This window comes from Streptomyces sp. PsTaAH-137 (genome assembly GCF_003259365.1).
Lineage (GTDB): Bacteria > Actinomycetota > Actinomycetes > Streptomycetales > Streptomycetaceae > Streptomyces.
In genome coordinates, this window is the sequence record NZ_QLLY01000011.1 from 119,064 (window position 1) to 135,760 (window position 16,697).

Here is a 16,697-nt window from a genome sequence, read left to right on the forward strand (position 1 = left end):
GTTAGCTGTTCACCCGGCCGAGGTAGCTGCTGTCACGGGTGTCGACCTTGATCTTCTCGCCCGTGGTGATGAAGAGCGGGACCTGGATCTGGTGGTCCGTCTCCAGCGTCGCCGGCTTGGTGCCACCGGTGGAGCGGTCGCCCTGGACGCCCGGCTCGGTCTCCTTGACGACCAGCTCGACGGCGGCCGGCAGCTCGACGAAGAGCACCTCGCCCTCGTGCTGGGCGACCGTGGCGGTGAAGCCCTCGATCAGGAAGTTGGCGGCGTCGCCGACGGCCTTGCGGTCGACCATGAGCTGGTCGTAGGTCTCCATGTCCATGAAGACGAAGTACTCGCCGTCCATGTACGAGAACTGCATGTCGCGCTTGTCGACAGTGGCCGTCTCGACCTTGACGCCGGCGTTGAACGTCTTGTCGACGACCTTGCCGGAGAGCACGTTCTTGAGCTTGGTGCGCACGAAGGCAGGGCCCTTGCCGGGCTTGACGTGCTGGAACTCGACGACGGACCAGAGCTGGCCCCCGTCGAGCTTGAGCACCAGGCCGTTCTTGAGGTCGTTCGTGGAAGCCACGGTTGCGGAATCTCCTGGACTGACGTGGACGACCCCGGGTCCCGCACACAGCCCTGCGGGCTAGAGCGCGAGCAGCTCCTTGGTCGTGATGGTGAGTAGCTCGGGTCCGCCGTCCGCCTCGGGGCGGACGACGAGCGTGTCATCGATCCGGACGCCGCCCCGGCCCGGGAGGTGGACCCCCGGTTCGACGGTGACCGGCACACAAGCGTCAAGTTTACCCATGGCGGCGGGGGCCAACTGCGGGTCCTCTTCGATTTCGAGGCCCACCCCGTGTCCGGTCAGCTGCGCGAGCCCGTCACCATACCCTGCGGCGTCCAGTACGTGGCGGGCGGCCCGGTCCACTTCCCGGCACTCCACACCCGGCGCCAGGCTCTCCCGGCCGGCCCGCTGAGCGGCGAAGACCAGGTCGTAGAGGTCGATCTGCCAGTCGGCGGGCGCGGTCCCGATGACGAAGGTGCGGCCGATCTCGCAGCGGTAGCCGCGGTAGGTGGCACCCAGGCAGACGGAGAGGAAATCGCCCTCCTCGACCCTGCGGTCACCGGGCCGGTGCCCACTGCGCCCCGAGTTCGGTCCCGTACCGACCGAGGTGGGGAAGGCGGGGCCGTCGGCACCGTGATCGACAAGTCGACGTTCCAGCTCCAGGGCGAGATGCCGCTCCGTGCGGCCAACAAGGATCGATTCGAGGAGTTCGCCCAGCGCCTGGTCGGCGATCTCGGCGGCGATCCGCAGACAGGAGATCTCCTCCGCGTCCTTGACCAGGCGCAGCTGCTCGACCGCCCGGTTGAGATCGGCGAGCCGCAGCCGGGGCGCGACGGAGCCGAGCGCCCGGTGCCGGGCCACCGTCAGATGGTGCTCCTCGACGGCGAGCGAGTCGGCGCCCAGGGCGGCGGCCACGTCCGCGGCGGCGACGGCCGCGTCCCCGGCGGGCGCGGCCAGCAGCTGCACCCGCAGCTCCTCGTCGGCGCGGCCCTCCGCGGTCTGTCCGCTCGGCGGTCGCCCGCACAGCAGCACGTCCTCGCCGCCGCCGGGCTCCTGGCCCAGCAGGAGCACCGCGCCGTGCGGCGCCGCTCCGGCGAGATAGCGGACATTGGCGGGCCGCGACACCAGGGCGGCCGCACTGCCGCCCGCTGTCGCACGCTCTCTCAGCCGGTCCCGTCGGGCCGCGTACACCTCTGCCATGAGGCCGAGCGTACGAGCGGGCGCGCGCCCCGGCCGGTTCAGCGCGTCCGGACGGGCGGCGGTACGTACGTTCTCCCGGGGGCGGGAGTGGCTCAGGGGTGACGATTCACCACTGGGGCGGGCTCGCGATGGCCCGGGCGAGCACGTCGTCGAGCACCTGCGCGGTGCCGGCCACGTCGAGCTGGGAGTTGTCGATGATCGGCAGGCCCGAGCCGTACCAGCCGGCCATGCGGCCGTGGATGCGGGCGACCTCTTCGTCGGTCAGCCGGCGATTGCCGCTGCGCTGGGCGTTGCGCTCCAGGACGATCTCCAGGCCCGGCAGCAGGACGACGGGCAGCAGACCGGGCCCCACGTGCCGCTTCCAGCCGCCGAGGCCGACGACCGGCCGGTCGGGGAAGACGGCGTCGTCGAGGATGCACGAGATCCCGTTGGCCAGAAAGTTGCGTGCGGCGAAGCCGCAGGTGCGGCGGGCCAGGCGGTACTGCGCCTCGCTGTTGTCGTTCCACCCCGTCTGCGGGTCGGCGAACCCGGACCGCACCCATTCCCGTACGTCGTCGAGGCTGATGTGGGCCGTGGGGACCCGGCGGCACTCGGCCCAGTACTTGGCGACGCTGGTCTTGCCGGCGCCCGCGGGGCCGATCAGCAGGACCGCGAGGGTGGTGGCGCTCGGGTCGGCGTGGGCCTGCGCGGGCGGCGGGCTCGGCACGGCGACCGGGCCGCCGGGCGGGAGCTGCACATGTCCCGTGGTGTCCCGGTGCGGCGGCACCGGCGGATGCGGGTGCGGCGGCGGGACGGGCGGGTGGTGCGGGGCGCCGGTGAATCCGGGTGCCCCGGGCTGCTGCTGTGCCTGGCTCCCGGCGATGGCCGGGCCCGGGCCCGGGCCGTGCCCCGGCTGATGGGGCGGTGGCAGCGGAGACCCCACAGCGTGCTGCATCCGGTGCCACTCCGTCTCGTACAACCGTCAGGGAGGCGTCGGCGAACCGAGCGCTATCGAACGGTACCGTCCCGGGCCGTTGTTGTGTGAACGGCCCGGGCGGCCGCGAAGTGCCCGGCCCTCAACGAGCGGGGCTATTCGGCCACTTCACCGTAGGCGGCGAGCAGGACGGCGGGGTCCGGGCCCTCCAGGACGGTGGGCTTGCCGAGGCCGTCGAGGACGATGAAGCGCAGCAGGTCGCCACGGGACTTCTTGTCGACCTTCATCGTCTCGAGCAGCTTGGGCCACTGGTCGTAGCGGTACGTCAGCGGCAGCCCCACCGACTCCAGGACGGTGCGGTGCCGGTCGGCGGTGGCGTCGTCGAGCCGCCCGGCCAGGCGGCCGAGTTCGGCGGCGAAGAGCATGCCGACGGAGACGGCGGCGCCGTGCCGCCACTTGTAGCGCTCGTTCTTCTCGATGGCGTGGGCGAGCGTGTGCCCGTAGTTGAGGATCTCGCGCAGGCCCGACTCCTTGAGGTCGGAGGAGACCACCTCGGCCTTGACCTTGATGGCGCGCTCGATCAGCTCGGAGGTGTGCGGCCCGGCGGGCGTCCGTGCGGCCTGCGGGTCCTCCTCCACCAGCTCCAGGATCCGCTCGTCGGCGATGAACCCGGCCTTGATGACCTCGGCGAGCCCGGACACGTAGTCGTTGACCGGGAGCGAGTCGAGGGCGGCCAGGTCGCACAGCACGCCGGCCGGCGGGTGGAAGGCGCCCACGAGGTTCTTGCCCTCGGCGGTGTTGATCCCGGTCTTGCCGCCGACCGCCGCGTCCACCATGGCGAGCACGGTGGTCGGGACGGCGATCCAGCGCACGCCGCGCAGCCAGGTCGCGGCCACGAACCCGGCGAGGTCGGTGGTCGCGCCGCCGCCGACGCCGACGATGACGTCCGAGCGCGTGAAGTTGGACTGGCCGAGCGCCTTCCAGCAGTAGGCGGCGACCTCGGCGGTCTTGGCCTCCTCGGCGTTCGGCACCTGGATGGCGACGGCCTCGAAGCCCTGGTCGGCCAGGTCGGCGCGGAGCGCCTCGCCGGTCTCGGCCAGCGCCTCGGGGTGCACGACGGCCACCCGCTTGGCCCGGTCGCCGATCAACTGGCCCAGCTCGCCCAGGAGCTGACGGCCCACCAGCACCTCGTAGGGGTCGGTGCCCGCGGTGCCGCCGACCTGGATACGGGTGATCTGCTCGCTCATGCCTGCTTCAGCTCCAGTGCGTCGAGGACGGCGGCTGCGACCTCGTCGGGTGTGCGGCCGTCGGTGGCGACGACCACCCGGGCGACCTCGGTGTACAGATGGCGGCGCGCCTCCATCAACTCCCGCCACTGCTTACGGGGGTTGACGGCGAGCAGCGGCCGCGCCACGTTCAGACCGGTCCGCTTGACGGCTTCCTCGACGTCCATGGAGAGGAAGACGACCGGCTGCCCGTCGAGCAGTTCCCGGGTGTCGGCGTCGAGGATCGAGCCGCCGCCGAGCGCGAGGACACCCTCGTGCCCGGCCAGCGCGGTGGCGACGGCCGCCTTCTCGATGGCGCGGAAGCTCTCCTCGCCCTCGTCGACGAAGATGTCCGCGATGGTCCGGCCCTGCGCGGTCACGATGTCGTCGTCGGTGTCCCGGTAGGAGCAGCCGAGCCGCTCGGCGAGCAGCGCGCCCACCGTCGACTTGCCCACGCCCATGGGCCCGACGAGGACGACCCTCGGCCCGCTCACCGGATCTGGAGGTTGTCGAGGTAGGACCGGACGTTGCGCCGGGTCTCGGGCACGCTGTCGCCGCCGAACTTCTCCGCGACCGCGTCCGCGAGGACGAGGGCGACCATGGCCTCGGCGACGATGCCGGCGGCCGGCACGGCGGAGACGTCGGAGCGCTGGTGGTGGGCCTGCGCGGCCTCGCCGGTGGCGACGTCGACGGTCTTCAGGGCGCGCGGCACGGTCGCGATCGGCTTCATCGCGGCGCGGACCCGCAGCAGCTCACCGGTGGTGAGGCCGCCCTCGGTGCCACCGGAGCGGCCGGAGACGCGGCGGATGCCCTCGGCGGTGTTGACGATCTCGTCGTGCGCCTGCGAGCCCGGCACCCGGGCCAGGTCGAAGCCGTCGCCGATCTCGACGCCCTTGATGGCCTGGATGCCCATGAGGGCACCGGCGAGACGGGCGTCCAGCTTGCGGTCCCAGTGCACGTGCGAGCCCAGGCCCACCGGCACGTCGTAGGCGAGGACCTCGACGACGCCGCCGAGGGTGTCGCCGTCCTTGTGGGCCTGGTCGACCTCCGCGACCATCTGCTTGGACGCGACGGGGTCCAGGCAGCGCAGCGGGTCGGCGTCCAGCTTCTCGACGTCGGCGGGCGTCGGGTACACGCCGTGCGGGGCCTTGACGGAGCAGAGCTCGACGACGTGGCTGACGATCTCGATCCCGGCCGTCTCCTTCAGGTACGACCGGGCGATCGCGCCGAGGGCCACCCGGGCCGCCGTCTCGCGCGCGGAGGCCCGCTCCAGGATGGGCCGCGCCTCGTCGAAGCCGTACTTCTGCATGCCCGCCAGGTCGGCGTGGCCGGGGCGGGGCCGGGTCAGCGGCGCGTTGCGCGCGAGGTCCTTGAGGATCTCGGGGTCGACGGGGTCGGCCGCCATGACCTGCTCCCACTTCGGCCACTCGGTGTTGCCCACCATGACCGCGACCGGGGAACCCAGGGTCAGGCCGTGCCGGACGCCGCCCAGGAAGGTGACCTCGTCCCGCTCGAATTTCATCCGCGCGCCGCGGCCATAGCCGAGGCGCCGCCGTGCCAGGTGGTCCGCCACCATCTCCGTGGTGATCGGAACGCCGGCGGGAAGCCCCTCCAGCGTCGCGACAAGTGCGGGTCCGTGCGACTCCCCCGCGGTCAGCCAGCGCAACCTGCTCAACGGTGCTCCTCATGCTCGCGCTCTGCGTTACGGCTCTGCGGGCGGCCCCGGACGGCACATGTCCGGCCCACCGCGCGTCCTCTGATCCTCCCATGCCCGGCCGGGCGCTCGTCCCGGTGTCCGCCCTGCGGACGTGGGGTGAGACGGGGAACACGCGAGGTGAGGGTCGGGTGGCGGGCCGCTGCGGGGATCAGTCCAGCGACCTCAGCGCGGCCTCGCGCATCGCGTCGAGCACCGGACGGCTGTCCCCGGTGAACTGTTCGAACTGGAAGACGGCCTGGTGCACGAGCAGGTCGAGGCCGCTGAGCACGGGCCCGCCGCGCCGCTGCCAGGCCGCCGCGAGGGGCGTCGGCCACGGGTCGTAGATCACGTCGAACAGCGTGCCCACGCGCGCGGGCACCGCGTCGACCAGGTGGTCGGTGCTGCCCTTGGGCGTCGTCGATATGACCAGCGGCGCCTCGAAGGCGCGGGCCGCGTCGTCCCAGGCGGCGACGCGCACCGCGACGCCGAGCCGCTCGCCCCAGCCGCGCATCTCGTCGGCCCGCTGCCGGCTCCGGACGTGGACGACGACCTCGCCCGTGCAGATCCGGGCCAGCGCGGCGAGCGCCGAGGACGCGGTGGCGCCCGCGCCGAGGATCGCGGCGGACCCGACCTTCTCCACGCCTTGTTCGTGCAGCGCGGCGACGAGCCCGGGGATGTCGGTGTTGTCGCCGGTCCGCCGTCCGTCGGCGTGGAAGACGACGGTGTTCACCGCCTCGACCGAGGCCGCGGTGTCGGTGATCCCGTCGAGCAGCGGCATCACCGCCCGCTTCAGCGGCATCGTCAGCGAGAGCCCGGCCCACTCCTCGGCGCCGAGGCTCTTGAAGAACCCGGGCAGCGCCGCCTCGTCGACGTCGAACCGGTCGTACGTCCAGCCGTCGAGGCCGAGGGCCCGGTACGCAGCGGTGTGCAGCTGCGGCGAGAGCGAGTGGGCGATGGGGGAACCGAGGACTGCCGCCCTGCGTGCGTCAGTTGCCCTGCTGGCTGGCATTGAACTTGTCCTTGAGCCTCTCGAATTCCGCGTTGGTCTTGGCGAACTCGGTCTTGTGCATACCGTCCGTCGCCACGAAGTACAGCCAGCCGTCGCTGGTCGGGTTGAGCGTGGCGGCCAGCGCCTCTTCTCCGGGATTGCTGATCGGGCCGGGCGGAAGACCCTTGTGGTAGTAGGTGTTGTACGGGTCCGGGTCGCTGTTGATCTCGGACTCGCCGATGTCGATGTTGCTCTGACCCTTGGCGTAGTTGTACGTCGAGTCGAACTGGAGCTTGCCGACCGTCTCCATGTTGCCGGGCTTGAGCCGGTTGTAGACGACCTCGGCCATCTTGCGGAAGTCGTCGTGGGTCTTGCCCTCGGCGTTCACGAGGCTGGCGACGGTGAGCAGCTGCCACGGACCGTCGAGGTCGAACTTCTTGGCCTGGCCTTCGAGATCGAGGGTCTTGTAGCTCTCGTCGGCCCGCTCGACCATCTGCTTCAGCGCGTCTTCGGGCTTCATGCCCTTGGCGATCGCATAGCTCCCCGGGAGCAGGAACCCTTCCAGCGGGTCCTTCACGTCCTTGTGGTTGAGCGCCCAGGACGGCAGGCCAAGATCCTTGAAGCCACTCTTGGCGGCCTTGGCGGTCGTGCCCTTCGAGACCTTCAGCTGTTTGTCGACCGCGGCGTAGATCTTGGCGTTCCGCCAGCCCTCGGGAATCTTCAGGTTCGCGTGGCTGGCCGGGCTGAGCATGGACTTGACCGCACTGGCCCCGGACATCTCCTTCTCCAGCACGTACGCGCCGGCCTGGATCGTCTTGCCCTGCGGGTTCGCCGACTGGGCCGCGACGAAGGCGTCGACGCTCTGCACGACACCGGCCGCCTTGAGCCTTTGGCCGATGGTGTAGCCGTCCGACCCTTTGTCGATGACGACGCTGACCGTCTCGCCGTTGCCGTCGCCCGAGAAGTCCGGCGCCGAGCCGAAGCGGTCCTGGTAGAACTGGTAGCCGAAATAGCCGACGCCGCCGACGCCGGACGCGAAGATCACCGTGAGCACCAGGCAGGCACAGCCGCTGCGGCGCTTCTTCGGTTTGCGGCCGCCGCGCCGGGCGCCCCGGTCGTCGCCCTCCTCGTCATCGCCGCCGCCGTTGAAGAACGCGTCCTCGCCCTGGTCGGGGCCCGCGTCCCACTCGGTCTGCGGCTCGGGCGCGCGACGGCGGCCCGGCGGCTCCGGCGGCGGGTAGGCGTCGGGGGTGCTGTAGTAGTCCGGCTGATCACCGCTGTTGTACGCGGCCTGATGACCGGTGCCGTAGGGGTCCGTGGGGTCGACGCCGTACGGGACCTGGCCCTGACCGCCGGCGTCCCAGCCGCCCTGGCCCTGCTGCCCTCCGTCGTACCCCTGCTGCCCGTAGCCCGGGTCCTGGCCGTACCCCTGGTTCTGGTGGTTCTGGCCGTAGCCCTGGCCCTGGCCGTAGCCCTGACCGTACGAAGGGTCCTGGCCGTACCCCTGGCCCTGGCCGTAGCCGTTCCCACCCTGCTGCTGGCCGTGACCCCACTCACCGCCGTACGTCTGCTGCGGCTGCTGCTGCGGGTCGTAACTCCCCTGGCCGCCGTAGGCAGCCTGGCCGTGCCCGGCCTGCTGCTGCCACCCCTGGTCCCCGTACAGCGGGTCCGCGGGATGCCACGGTTCGGAGCCTTGGCCCCGGCCATAATCAGTCATCGGTCCCCTACAAGCCGCGAGGCGGGGAGGGAGGACCCGATGTCCGATCGGGAGGGCAACCGTTCCGCCTCTTGATGCTGTGCGGCAGCTGTTCGAACGCCGCCGATCGCGCGGAACGTTACCGTATCGCGATCAGACAACCACTTCGACGCCCTCGCCAGGAGCGTTTCCTGACGCCCGTTCGGACTCCAAGGCCTGCTGGAGGATGATGACGGCGGCCGCCTGGTCAATGACAGAACGGCCCTTTTTGGACTTTACGCCGCTGGCGCGCAGACCCTGACTGGCCGTCACTGTGGTCATCCTCTCGTCCACGAGCCTCACCGGAACGGGTGCGATGCCACGCGCCAGCTCCTGGGTGAAGCCGCGGACCTTGGTGGCGGCCGGGCCCTCGCCCCCCTTGAGGGAGCGAGGCAGTCCGACGACCACCTCGATCGGCTCGTACTCCTCGACGAGCTGCTTCAACCGCCGGTGGGCGGCCGGGACGTCACGTCCCGGCACCGTCTCCACCGGAGTCGCGAGGATCCCGTCGGGGTCGCAGGACGCGACCCCGATCCGGGCGTCCCCGACGTCGATCGCCAGCCGGCGGCCTCTGCGCATCAGTTCGCGGTCTCCCCGACGAGGCGCTCGACGGCGTCGATGGCGTCGCCGATCGCGGCCGGGTTCTGCCCGCCGCCCTGCGCGACGTCCGGCTTGCCGCCGCCACCGCCGCCGAGGGTCTTGGCCGCCGTACGGACCAGGTCACCGGCCTTGAGGCCGCGGTCGCGGGCCGCGTCGTTCGTCGCGATGACGGTGAGCGGCTTGCCGTTGACCGTCGTGAACAGCGCGACGACCGCGGGACGGCCGCCCTGGATGCGGCCACGCACGTCGAGGACCAGCTTGCGCAGGTCGTCGGCGCTCGTACCGTCGGGCACCTGGCCGGTGACGAGGGCGATGCCGCGGACGTCCTTGGCGGAGTCGGCGAGACCGCCGGCGGCCTGGAGGACCTTCTCCGCGCGGAACTTCTCGATCTCCTTCTCGGCGTCCTTCAGCTTGCCGAGCATCGCGGAAATCTTCTCCGGCAGCTCCTCGGAACGGCCCTTGACCAGCTCCTGGAGCTGGGCGACGACCGTGTGCTCCTTGGCCAGGAAGTTGTACGCGTCGACGCCGACCAGGGCCTCGATGCGGCGCACGCCCGAGCCGATGGACGACTCGCCGAGCAGCTTCACCAGACCCAGCTGGGCGGTGTTGTGCACGTGGGTGCCGCCGCACAGCTCCTTGGAGAAGTCGCCGATGGTGACGACGCGCACGCGCTCGCCGTACTTCTCGCCGAACTCGGCGATGGCGCCCTGCTTCTTCGCCTCGTCGATCGACATGACCTCGGCCTGCACGTCGAGCTCGCGGGCCAGGACCTCGTTGATCTTCTGCTCGACGTCCGTCATCACGGCCGTGGGCACGGCGGCGGGCGAACCGAAGTCGAAGCGGAAGCGGCCCGGCTGGTTCTCCGAACCGGCCTGGGCGGCCGTCGGGCCGAGCGCGTCGCGCAGCGCCTGGTGGGTCAGGTGCGTGGCGGAGTGGGCGCGGGCGATGGCGCGGCGGCGGGTCACGTCGATGATCGCCTGCGCCGGAGCGCCGACGGTCACCTCGCCGACCTGGACGACGCCCTTGTGGACGTAGACGCCGGGCACCGGCTTCTGGCAGTCGCGGACCTCGACGATCGCGCCGTTGTCCAGCTTGATGCGGCCGGTGTCGCCGATCTGGCCGCCGCCCTCGGCGTAGAAGGGGGTGCGGTCGAGGACGACCTCGACCTCGTCGCCCTCGGTGGCGGCCGGCGAGGAGACGCCGTTGACCAGCAGGCCGACGACCGTCGACTCGCTGTCCGTCGACGTGTAGCCGATGAAGTCGGTGGCACCGGCGGCGTCCGCGATCTCGCGGTACGCGCCGACGTTGGCGTGACCGGTCTTCTTGGCCTGGGCGTCGGCCTTGGCGCGCTCCCGCTGCTCCTTCATCAGACGGCGGAAGCCGTCCTCGTCCACGGACAGGCCCTGCTCGCCGGCCATCTCCAGGGTGAGGTCGATCGGGAAGCCCCACGTGTCGTGCAGCAGGAACGCCTTGTCGCCGGCGAGGACCGTGCCGCCCGCGGCCTTGGTCTCGGTGACGGCGGTGTCCAGGATGTTCGTGCCGCCCTTGAGGGCCTTGAGGAACGCGGCCTCCTCGGCGAGCGCGACCTGCTCGATGCGCTTGCGGTCGGTGACCAGCTCCGGGTACTGCAGGCCCATCGTGTCGATCACGACGTCGAGCAGGTCCTGCACGACCGGTCCGGTGGCGCCGAGGATGCGCATGTTGCGGATGGCGCGGCGCATGATGCGGCGCAGCACGTAGCCACGGCCCTCGTTGCCCGGCGTGACGCCGTCGCCGATGAGCATCGTCGACGTACGCATGTGGTCGGCGACGACGCGGAGCGAGACGTCCGACTCGTGCTTCGCGCCGTAGGCGACACCGGTCAGCTCGGTGGCCTTGTCGATGACGACCCGCAGGGTGTCCGTCTCGTACATGTTCTGCACGCCCTGCAGAATCATGGCGAGGCGCTCCAGGCCGAGGCCCGTGTCGATGTTCTGCGAGGGCAGGTCGCCGAGGATCTCGAAGTCGTCCTTGCCGGTGCCCGCGCCGCGCTCGTACTGCATGAAGACCAGGTTCCAGATCTCCACGTAGCGCTCGTCGTTGACCGCCGGGCCGCCCTCTTCGCCGAACTCGGGGCCGCGGTCGTAGTTGATCTCGGAGCACGGGCCGCACGGGCCGGGGACGCCCATGGACCAGAAGTTGTCCTTCTTGCCCAGGCGCTGGATGCGCTCCTTCGGCACGCCGACGACCTCGTGCCAGATGCGCTCGGCCTCGTCGTCGTCGAGGTAGACCGTGATCCAGAGCTTCTCCGGCTCCAGGCCGTAACCGCCCTTGTCCTGGGGGCTGGTGAGCAGCTCCCAGGCGTACTTGATGGCGCCTTCCTTGAAGTAGTCGCCGAAGGAGAAGTTGCCGCACATCTGGAAGAACGTGCCGTGGCGGGTGGTCTTGCCGACCTCTTCGATGTCCGGCGTGCGCACGCACTTCTGCACCGAAGTGGCGCGCGGCGCGGGCGGCTTGACCTCGCCCAGGAAGTACGGCTTGAACGGGACCATGCCCGCGGGGACGAGCAGCAGAGTCGGGTCGTCGGCGATGAGCGACGCCGAGGGCACGACCTTGTGGCCACGCTCCTCGAAGAAGCTCAGCCAGCGGCGACGGATTTCAGCCGACTCCATCAGTGGTCCTCATTCCGGTTGTACGCGTTGCGCGCGTTGTACTCGATGGGTTTGGGTTGCTTGGCGCTGAAGGTGTTCTCGACGACCGCGAAGCGGCGCTGCGGGGGCAGTTCGCCCTCGACCGGGTCGGTCAGGCCCAGCGCGTCACCGAGCTGGGCCTCTCGCTCGGCCATGTTGTCGCGGACGTCGAGAGCGAAGTCCTTGAGCCGGTGGCCCGCTTCGACCGCCTTGTTCGCGGCCTGGGCGGCGAGGCTCTCCGGCGTCAGCTGCTTGATCTTGCGGTTGACCTTGGTGGTGGCCCACACGCCGGCGGCTGCGCCCGCGGTGAACCAGAACGTACGGCGGAACATAGCTGTGGTCAGTCCCTCTTGTTCCGGTCGGCCCGCTTGGCGCGGCGCGACTGCGGGACCGCTCGGCCCACGATCACGGTACGGCGGGTCTGCTTGGCGGGCGCGTCCTTGCCGCGGCTGCCGATGGCCCGGCGCACCCCGTAGCCGAACGCGGCCACCTTGACCAGCGGGCCGCCGAAGGTGGAGGCCACGGTGGAGGACAGCGCCGACGCGTTCGACGTGACTTCCTGGACGTCCGAGGCGATCGCGTCGACCCGGTCGATCTGCGTCTGCGCGGAGCGCACCGCAGAGGAGGCGTCCGCGAGCAGCGGGACGGCCTGATCGGTCACGTCCGCGACGAGCTTGGTGGTCGCCCTGAGCGTCTGGGCCAGCCTCGCGAGTGCCACCGCGAGGAAGGAGACCAGGATCGCCCAGAAGACGGCCACGAGGATCCCGGCCACCTCTCCACCGGACACTTGGCACCGCTCCCTGGTTGTCTGCTGTTGCGCCGCTGCTGAACATCGAAAAGTCGTCCCCCGAGCCTATCGCGCCCCGCCCCGCGCTCCACACCGCATTCCCCTCGGTACCGCCGCACTTTGATCCAGGCGATTGTACGGAGTGCGTACGAATGAGTACGCTCCGTATGCCATGCCACGCACTCCGCGCCCCGACTCCGCCTCCGCCGCTCCCCCGCGACCGGGCAACCTCCCGCATGAAGTGAACCGTTTCCTCGGCCGGGTCGCCGAACTCGCCGCCCTTCAGGAGGCGCTGACCGCCGTGCGTCTGGTCACGGTCACCGGGGCGGGCGGCGTCGGCAAGTCCCGGTTCGCCGCGCACGCGGCCGCACTGATCCCGCGGGAGCTGTGCGCCGACGGGGTGTGGCGGGCGGAGCTGGCGGCGGTCCGCAGGCCGGAGCTGGTGGAGTACGCGCTGGCCGAGGCGCTGGGCCTCACCGACCACACCACCCGGTCCTCGCGCGAGGTCCTGCTCGACCATCTCGCCGAGCGCTCCCTGGTGCTGATCCTGGACGGGTTCGAGCACCTGGTCGACGCGTGCGCCCTTCTCGTACGGGATCTGCTGCGCGCGGCGCCGGGTCTGCGGGTGATCGCGGTGGGCCGCCGGCCGCTCGCACTGGACGGCGAGCGGCTGCTGCCGCTGGCGCCCCTGCCGGTCGAGGGCGCGGCGGAGCTGTTCGCCGACCGGGCGGCGGCGCTGCTGCCCGGCTTCCGGCTGGACGACGGCAACCGGTCCGACGTCCTGGAGGTCTGCCGCCGGCTGGACTGTCTGCCGCTCGCGGTGGAGCTGGCGGTGGGGCGGCTGCGGGCGCTGTCGCCCGCTCAGCTCGCGGAGCGGCTCGACGACCGGTTCCGGCTGCTCACGGGCGGCGGGCGGGACGCGCTGCCCCGGCACCAGACCCTGCGCACGGCCATCGGCTGGAGCCACGAGCTGTGCACGACGCCGGAGCGGCTGCTGTGGGCGCGGCTCTCGGTGTTCGCCGGCTCGTTCGACCTGGAGGCCGCCGAGTACATCTGCAGCGGCGACGGACTGCACGCGGACGTACTCCTCGACGTGCTCCAGGAACTCATCGCCCAGTCCGTCGTGAGCCGCGAGGAGGCGCCCGCCGGGGTGCGCTACCGGATGCTGGACACGGTCCGTGCGTACGGCGCCGAGTGGCTGGACAGCGTCGGCGACACCGAGCGGATGCGGCGCAGGCACCGGGACTGGTACATGGGTCTGGCGACCTGGTGCGAGCTGGACTGGTTCTCCCCGCGGCAGGGCGAGGTGGCGGCCCGGATCGACGGCGAGCTGCCGAATCTGCGTGCGGCCATGGAGTTCTGCCTGAACGAGCCGGGTGAGACGCATCTGGGCCAGTACCTGGCGGGCACGCTGTGGTTCTACTGGGCGGGCTGCGGCCATCTCGCGGAGGGCCGGCACTGGCTGGAGCACAGCATCGAGCTGGACGCCGCGGGTGGCGGGCGCCCCGAGTCCGCGTACCTGGACTCCCGGCTCAAGGCGCTGTGGGTGCTCGGCTATGTGGCGATCCTCCAGGGCGACACGGTGCCCGCGCTCGCGGCGCTGCAGGAGTGCCGCGACGAGGCGGAGCGCACGGGCAACACGACGGCGATCGCCTACGCCGTGCACCGCACCGGCTGCCTGGCGCTGGTCACGGACGACATGTCGCGCGCCGAGCTGCTGCTGCGCGAGTCGCTGACCCGCTACCGCGAGATCGGTGAGCTCAACAGCAATGTGCTGATGGGGCAGGTGGAGCTGGCGATGGCGCTGGCCTTCCGGGGCGAGCTGGGGCAGGCCGTCGCGCTGTGCGAGGACGTGCGGCAGGTGTGCGAGGACCACGGGGAGCGGTGGACCAGGGCCTACGCGCTCTATGTGCTGGCCTACGCGCGGTGGACCGAGGGCGAGCCGGCCGCCGCCCGGCGGCTCCTGGAGGAGTGCCTGACCATCGACCACGAGTTCCGCGACCTGCTCGGCACGGTGCTGGCCGTGGAGCTGCTGGCGCTGGTCACAGTGGCGGAGGGGGACGCCGCGGAGGCGGCGGTGCTCCAGGGCGCGGCGGGCCGGATGTGGTCCTCGGTGGGCCTGCGGCTGTTCGGCTCGGGCCACTACAACGTGCCGCACGAGGTGTGCGAGGCGCGGGCCCGTGAGGCCCTTGGCGATGCCCGTTTCGAGGAACTGACGCGCGCGGGCGGTCTGTTGGGCCACGACGAGACGGTGGCGCGGGCGCTCGGCGGGGGTTCGCCGAAGGTCACGGTCCCGGCGCCGCGCCCGGCCCGCGCGCTCGCCCCGGAAAAGCGAGAACCCGCCGCCTCCCCCACCGCGAACGGCGGGGAGACGACGGGCTGAAACGCAGGTGAGACTACGTCCGCTGGTCGGTCAGCGGGCGTAGTACTCGACGACGAGCTGCTCGTCGCAGATCACGGGGATCTCCTTGCGGTTCGGGTCCCGGTCCAGGCGGAAGGCCAGGGCCTTCAGGTTCACCTGGAGGTAACGGGGGGTCTCGCCCTCGGGGGCGAAGCCACCCTCACGCGCGACCTGGAACAGCGGCTTCTCGCGGCTGCGCTCGCGGACCATCACGACGTCGTCGGGACGGACACGGAACGAGGGCTTGTCGACCTTCTGGCCGTTGACCTCGATGTGGCCGTGGACGACCATCTGGCGCGACTGGTAGATCGTGCGGGCGATGCCCGAACGGAGCAGCAGCGCGTCGAGACGACGCTCCAGCTCGATGACCAGGGCCTCGCCGGTCTTGCCTTCGGCCTTCTTGGCGCGGTCGTAGGCACGGGCCATCTGCTTCTCGCTGATGTCGTACTGCGCGCGCAGACGCTGCTTCTCGAGCAGACGGACCTTGTAGTCCGAGTTCTGCTTGCGGCCGCGGCCGTGCTCGCCCGGCGGGTAGGGGCGGGCCTCGAAGTACTTGACGGCCTTCGGGGTCAGCGCGATGCCGAGGGCACGCGACTTCTTGACCTTGGGGCGGGACTGGTTCGCCATGAACCAAACACCTCATGTTTCTGATGCGAATACGGCTTCACCAGGGTTTGGGAGGTCGCATCCGCAGCCCGGGAAACCCGTCCATCACGAGGATGGGTGGGCAGCCGCTCCCGGATACTGGGCACATACGTGCAGCACGCGAGTGGCCCACCGACCTGGTCCCGGAGCCCGGGAGGGTGGTGGGCTGCCCGCGACACCTTCGAAGGTGCGCGACGCTCCTGGATCCCCTGTGCCTCGCGGTTCGGGGGATCCGGCTGGATGTCCTGCTCTGGTGACGCCCTGTCTCCCTTTCGGGACACCGGGCACAGGACACAGCACTTCGACGAAGTCTACCGGATGGCTCAGCGGCAGCTTGCCAGCAGGTCCTGGAGGGCCTTCTTCTCCGGGGCGGTCACCGTCAGCGCGTACTTGCTCTTGATCCCGGTCCAGCGCCGCCCGTACTCGCACCAGAACGCCTTGTTCGCGGGCTTCCACTTGTCCGGCGTCCTGCTGCTCTTCTCGTAGTTCGCCGTCTTGTCGGCGGCCAGCAGGACGTCGAGGTCGTTGGCGTACGTGAGGCGCTTCTTCGGTGTCCACGCCCAGGCTCCGGCCCGCCAGGCGGCGCCGAGCGCGACCACGTGGTCGGTCTGGATCTGGGAGGCCCTGCGGTAGTAGTACGGCAGGCTTTTCCCCGTGTACGGGTCGTGCAGCGTGCCGGAGATCACCACGCAGCGGTTGCGGTCGCCCTCGCGCAGGTCGTCGAGGTCGCGGCGCAGGACGTCGTCGCGGGTGTCACAGCCGTTGCGCCCGCCCGGGGCGTCCACGTCGTCGCTCCAGCCGTCGCCGAACTCGCTCCTCTTGTACGTCTGCCAGTTCTTGCCCCAGGCGACGGTGAGGGTGTTGAGCTGGGCCTTTGCCTGCGCCGCGGTGGGGGGAAATCCCTGGCTCAGGGCTGCCGCGGGTGCCGGCTTCTTCTGCTGCTCGGCACCGCATGCGGCGGCGCCGAGCAGGACGATGCCGGTGGCGACCGCGGCCCTGATGCGCATGGGGCGAGCCTAGGCGGGCACGCCCCGGACTGCCCGCCGAGCACACCACCCGGACGACTTCCGCGCCGCTCGTCGTGGCTGGCCGCGCAGTTCCCCGCGCCCCTGAGTCGTACGTCGACTGCGGCCCGGTGGCCGCTTCCCGCGCAGTTCCCCGCGCCCCTAGGTCGTACGTCGACCGACGGCCGGTGGCCGCTTCTCGCGCAGTTCCCGCGCCCCTGAGGCAGGCGCTTCGCGCCGCCTCCCC

At 71.2% G+C, this 16,697-nt stretch carries 15 protein-coding genes; 1 reads left to right on the forward strand and 14 read right to left on the reverse strand.

Features of this window, described 5'->3' with window-relative positions; translation table 11 throughout:
- Window position 1 precedes the first annotated feature (1 nt).
- From efp to K377_RS24550, 12 genes are all read right to left on the reverse strand, one after another.
- Window positions 2–568, reverse strand: a complete 567-nt coding sequence (gene efp, locus K377_RS24490) for an elongation factor P (protein WP_111665655.1) — start codon at window positions 566–568, stop codon at window positions 2–4.
- Between the two features lie 60 nt (window positions 569–628).
- Complete coding sequence (locus K377_RS24495; protein WP_111665656.1) at window positions 629–1,747, reverse strand: aminopeptidase P family protein; 1,119 nt, start codon at window positions 1,745–1,747, stop codon at window positions 629–631.
- Window positions 1,748–1,853: 106 nt separating this feature from the next.
- Window positions 1,854–2,681 carry a Pro-rich N-terminal domain-containing protein gene (locus K377_RS24500; RefSeq protein ID WP_111665657.1) on the reverse strand — a complete coding sequence of 276 codons (828 nt, stop codon included), beginning with the start codon at window positions 2,679–2,681 and terminating at the stop codon, window positions 1,854–1,856.
- A gap of 134 nt (window positions 2,682–2,815) precedes the next feature.
- Window positions 2,816–3,907 carry a 3-dehydroquinate synthase gene (aroB, locus tag K377_RS24505; protein ID WP_111665658.1) on the reverse strand — a complete coding sequence of 364 codons (1,092 nt, stop codon included), beginning with the start codon at window positions 3,905–3,907 and terminating at the stop codon, window positions 2,816–2,818.
- Entirely contained in the window at window positions 3,904–4,386 is a 483-nt protein-coding gene (locus K377_RS24510; protein ID WP_111665659.1) for a shikimate kinase, read from the reverse strand. The genes aroB and K377_RS24510 overlap by 4 nt, the downstream gene beginning before the upstream one ends.
- 29 nt (window positions 4,387–4,415) lie before the next feature.
- A complete protein-coding gene (aroC, locus tag K377_RS24515; RefSeq protein ID WP_111665660.1) occupies window positions 4,416–5,600 on the reverse strand; it encodes a chorismate synthase in 1,185 nt (394 codons plus the stop codon).
- A 190-nt stretch (window positions 5,601–5,790) separates the two neighbouring features.
- The gene (locus K377_RS24520; protein ID WP_111665661.1) at window positions 5,791–6,630 is read right to left on the reverse strand and encodes a shikimate dehydrogenase; all 840 of its coding nucleotides are present in this window, start codon (window positions 6,628–6,630) and stop codon (window positions 5,791–5,793) included.
- Entirely contained in the window at window positions 6,608–8,326 is a 1,719-nt protein-coding gene (gene mltG, locus K377_RS24525; RefSeq protein WP_111665662.1) for an endolytic transglycosylase MltG, read from the reverse strand. Before mltG ends, K377_RS24520 begins: the two co-directional genes overlap by 23 nt.
- Window positions 8,327–8,458: 132 nt before the next feature.
- A complete protein-coding gene (gene ruvX, locus K377_RS24535) occupies window positions 8,459–8,923 on the reverse strand; it encodes a Holliday junction resolvase RuvX (RefSeq protein WP_111665663.1) in 465 nt (154 codons plus the stop codon).
- Window positions 8,923–11,595 carry an alanine--tRNA ligase gene (gene alaS, locus K377_RS24540; RefSeq protein WP_111665664.1) on the reverse strand — a complete coding sequence of 891 codons (2,673 nt, stop codon included), beginning with the start codon at window positions 11,593–11,595 and terminating at the stop codon, window positions 8,923–8,925. Before alaS ends, ruvX begins: the two co-directional genes overlap by 1 nt.
- Window positions 11,595–11,945: a DUF6167 family protein gene (locus tag K377_RS24545; RefSeq protein WP_111665665.1), complete on the reverse strand. Its 351-nt coding sequence runs from the start codon at window positions 11,943–11,945 to the stop codon at window positions 11,595–11,597. The genes alaS and K377_RS24545 overlap by 1 nt, the downstream gene beginning before the upstream one ends.
- Window positions 11,946–11,953: 8 nt before the next feature.
- The gene (locus tag K377_RS24550) at window positions 11,954–12,400 is read right to left on the reverse strand and encodes a DUF948 domain-containing protein (protein WP_111665666.1); all 447 of its coding nucleotides are present in this window, start codon (window positions 12,398–12,400) and stop codon (window positions 11,954–11,956) included.
- Window positions 12,401–12,572: 172 nt separating this feature from the next.
- Between K377_RS24550 and K377_RS24555 the strand changes: the two genes are divergently transcribed.
- Window positions 12,573–14,783, forward strand: coding sequence for an AAA family ATPase (locus tag K377_RS24555; protein WP_111665667.1), 2,211 nt, complete (start codon window positions 12,573–12,575; stop codon window positions 14,781–14,783).
- Between the two features lie 30 nt (window positions 14,784–14,813).
- Here the strand turns inward: K377_RS24555 and rpsD are convergent, their stop codons facing one another.
- Together rpsD and K377_RS24565 are read right to left on the reverse strand one after the other, a co-directional pair.
- Complete coding sequence (rpsD, locus tag K377_RS24560) at window positions 14,814–15,428, reverse strand: 30S ribosomal protein S4 (RefSeq protein ID WP_018534860.1); 615 nt, start codon at window positions 15,426–15,428, stop codon at window positions 14,814–14,816.
- Between the two features lie 341 nt (window positions 15,429–15,769).
- Window positions 15,770–16,453: a DUF1524 domain-containing protein gene (locus K377_RS24565; RefSeq protein WP_111665668.1), complete on the reverse strand. Its 684-nt coding sequence runs from the start codon at window positions 16,451–16,453 to the stop codon at window positions 15,770–15,772.
- Between the last annotated feature and the right edge of the window lie 244 nt (window positions 16,454–16,697).

Coding starts and splice junctions, on each gene's coding strand:
- alaS (WP_111665664.1), bottom strand. CDS start 11,595: ATGGAGTCGGCTGAAATCCGTCGCCGCTGGCTGAGCTTCTTCGAGGAG.
- K377_RS24545 (WP_111665665.1), bottom strand. CDS start 11,945: ATGTTCCGCCGTACGTTCTGGTTCACCGCGGGCGCAGCCGCCGGCGTG.
- K377_RS24510 (WP_111665659.1), bottom strand. CDS start 4,386: ATGGGCGTGGGCAAGTCGACGGTGGGCGCGCTGCTCGCCGAGCGGCTC.
- K377_RS24565 (WP_111665668.1), bottom strand. CDS start 16,453: ATGCGCATCAGGGCCGCGGTCGCCACCGGCATCGTCCTGCTCGGCGCC.
- mltG (WP_111665662.1), bottom strand. CDS start 8,326: ATGACTGATTATGGCCGGGGCCAAGGCTCCGAACCGTGGCATCCCGCG.
- ruvX (WP_111665663.1), bottom strand. CDS start 8,923: ATGCGCAGAGGCCGCCGGCTGGCGATCGACGTCGGGGACGCCCGGATC.
- K377_RS24520 (WP_111665661.1), bottom strand. CDS start 6,630: ATGCCAGCCAGCAGGGCAACTGACGCACGCAGGGCGGCAGTCCTCGGT.
- rpsD (WP_018534860.1), bottom strand. CDS start 15,428: ATGGCGAACCAGTCCCGCCCCAAGGTCAAGAAGTCGCGTGCCCTCGGC.
- K377_RS24500 (WP_111665657.1), bottom strand. CDS start 2,681: ATGCAGCACGCTGTGGGGTCTCCGCTGCCACCGCCCCATCAGCCGGGG.
- K377_RS24495 (WP_111665656.1), bottom strand. CDS start 1,747: ATGGCAGAGGTGTACGCGGCCCGACGGGACCGGCTGAGAGAGCGTGCG.
- aroB (WP_111665658.1), bottom strand. CDS start 3,907: ATGAGCGAGCAGATCACCCGTATCCAGGTCGGCGGCACCGCGGGCACC.
- K377_RS24555 (WP_111665667.1), top strand. CDS start 12,573: ATGCCACGCACTCCGCGCCCCGACTCCGCCTCCGCCGCTCCCCCGCGA.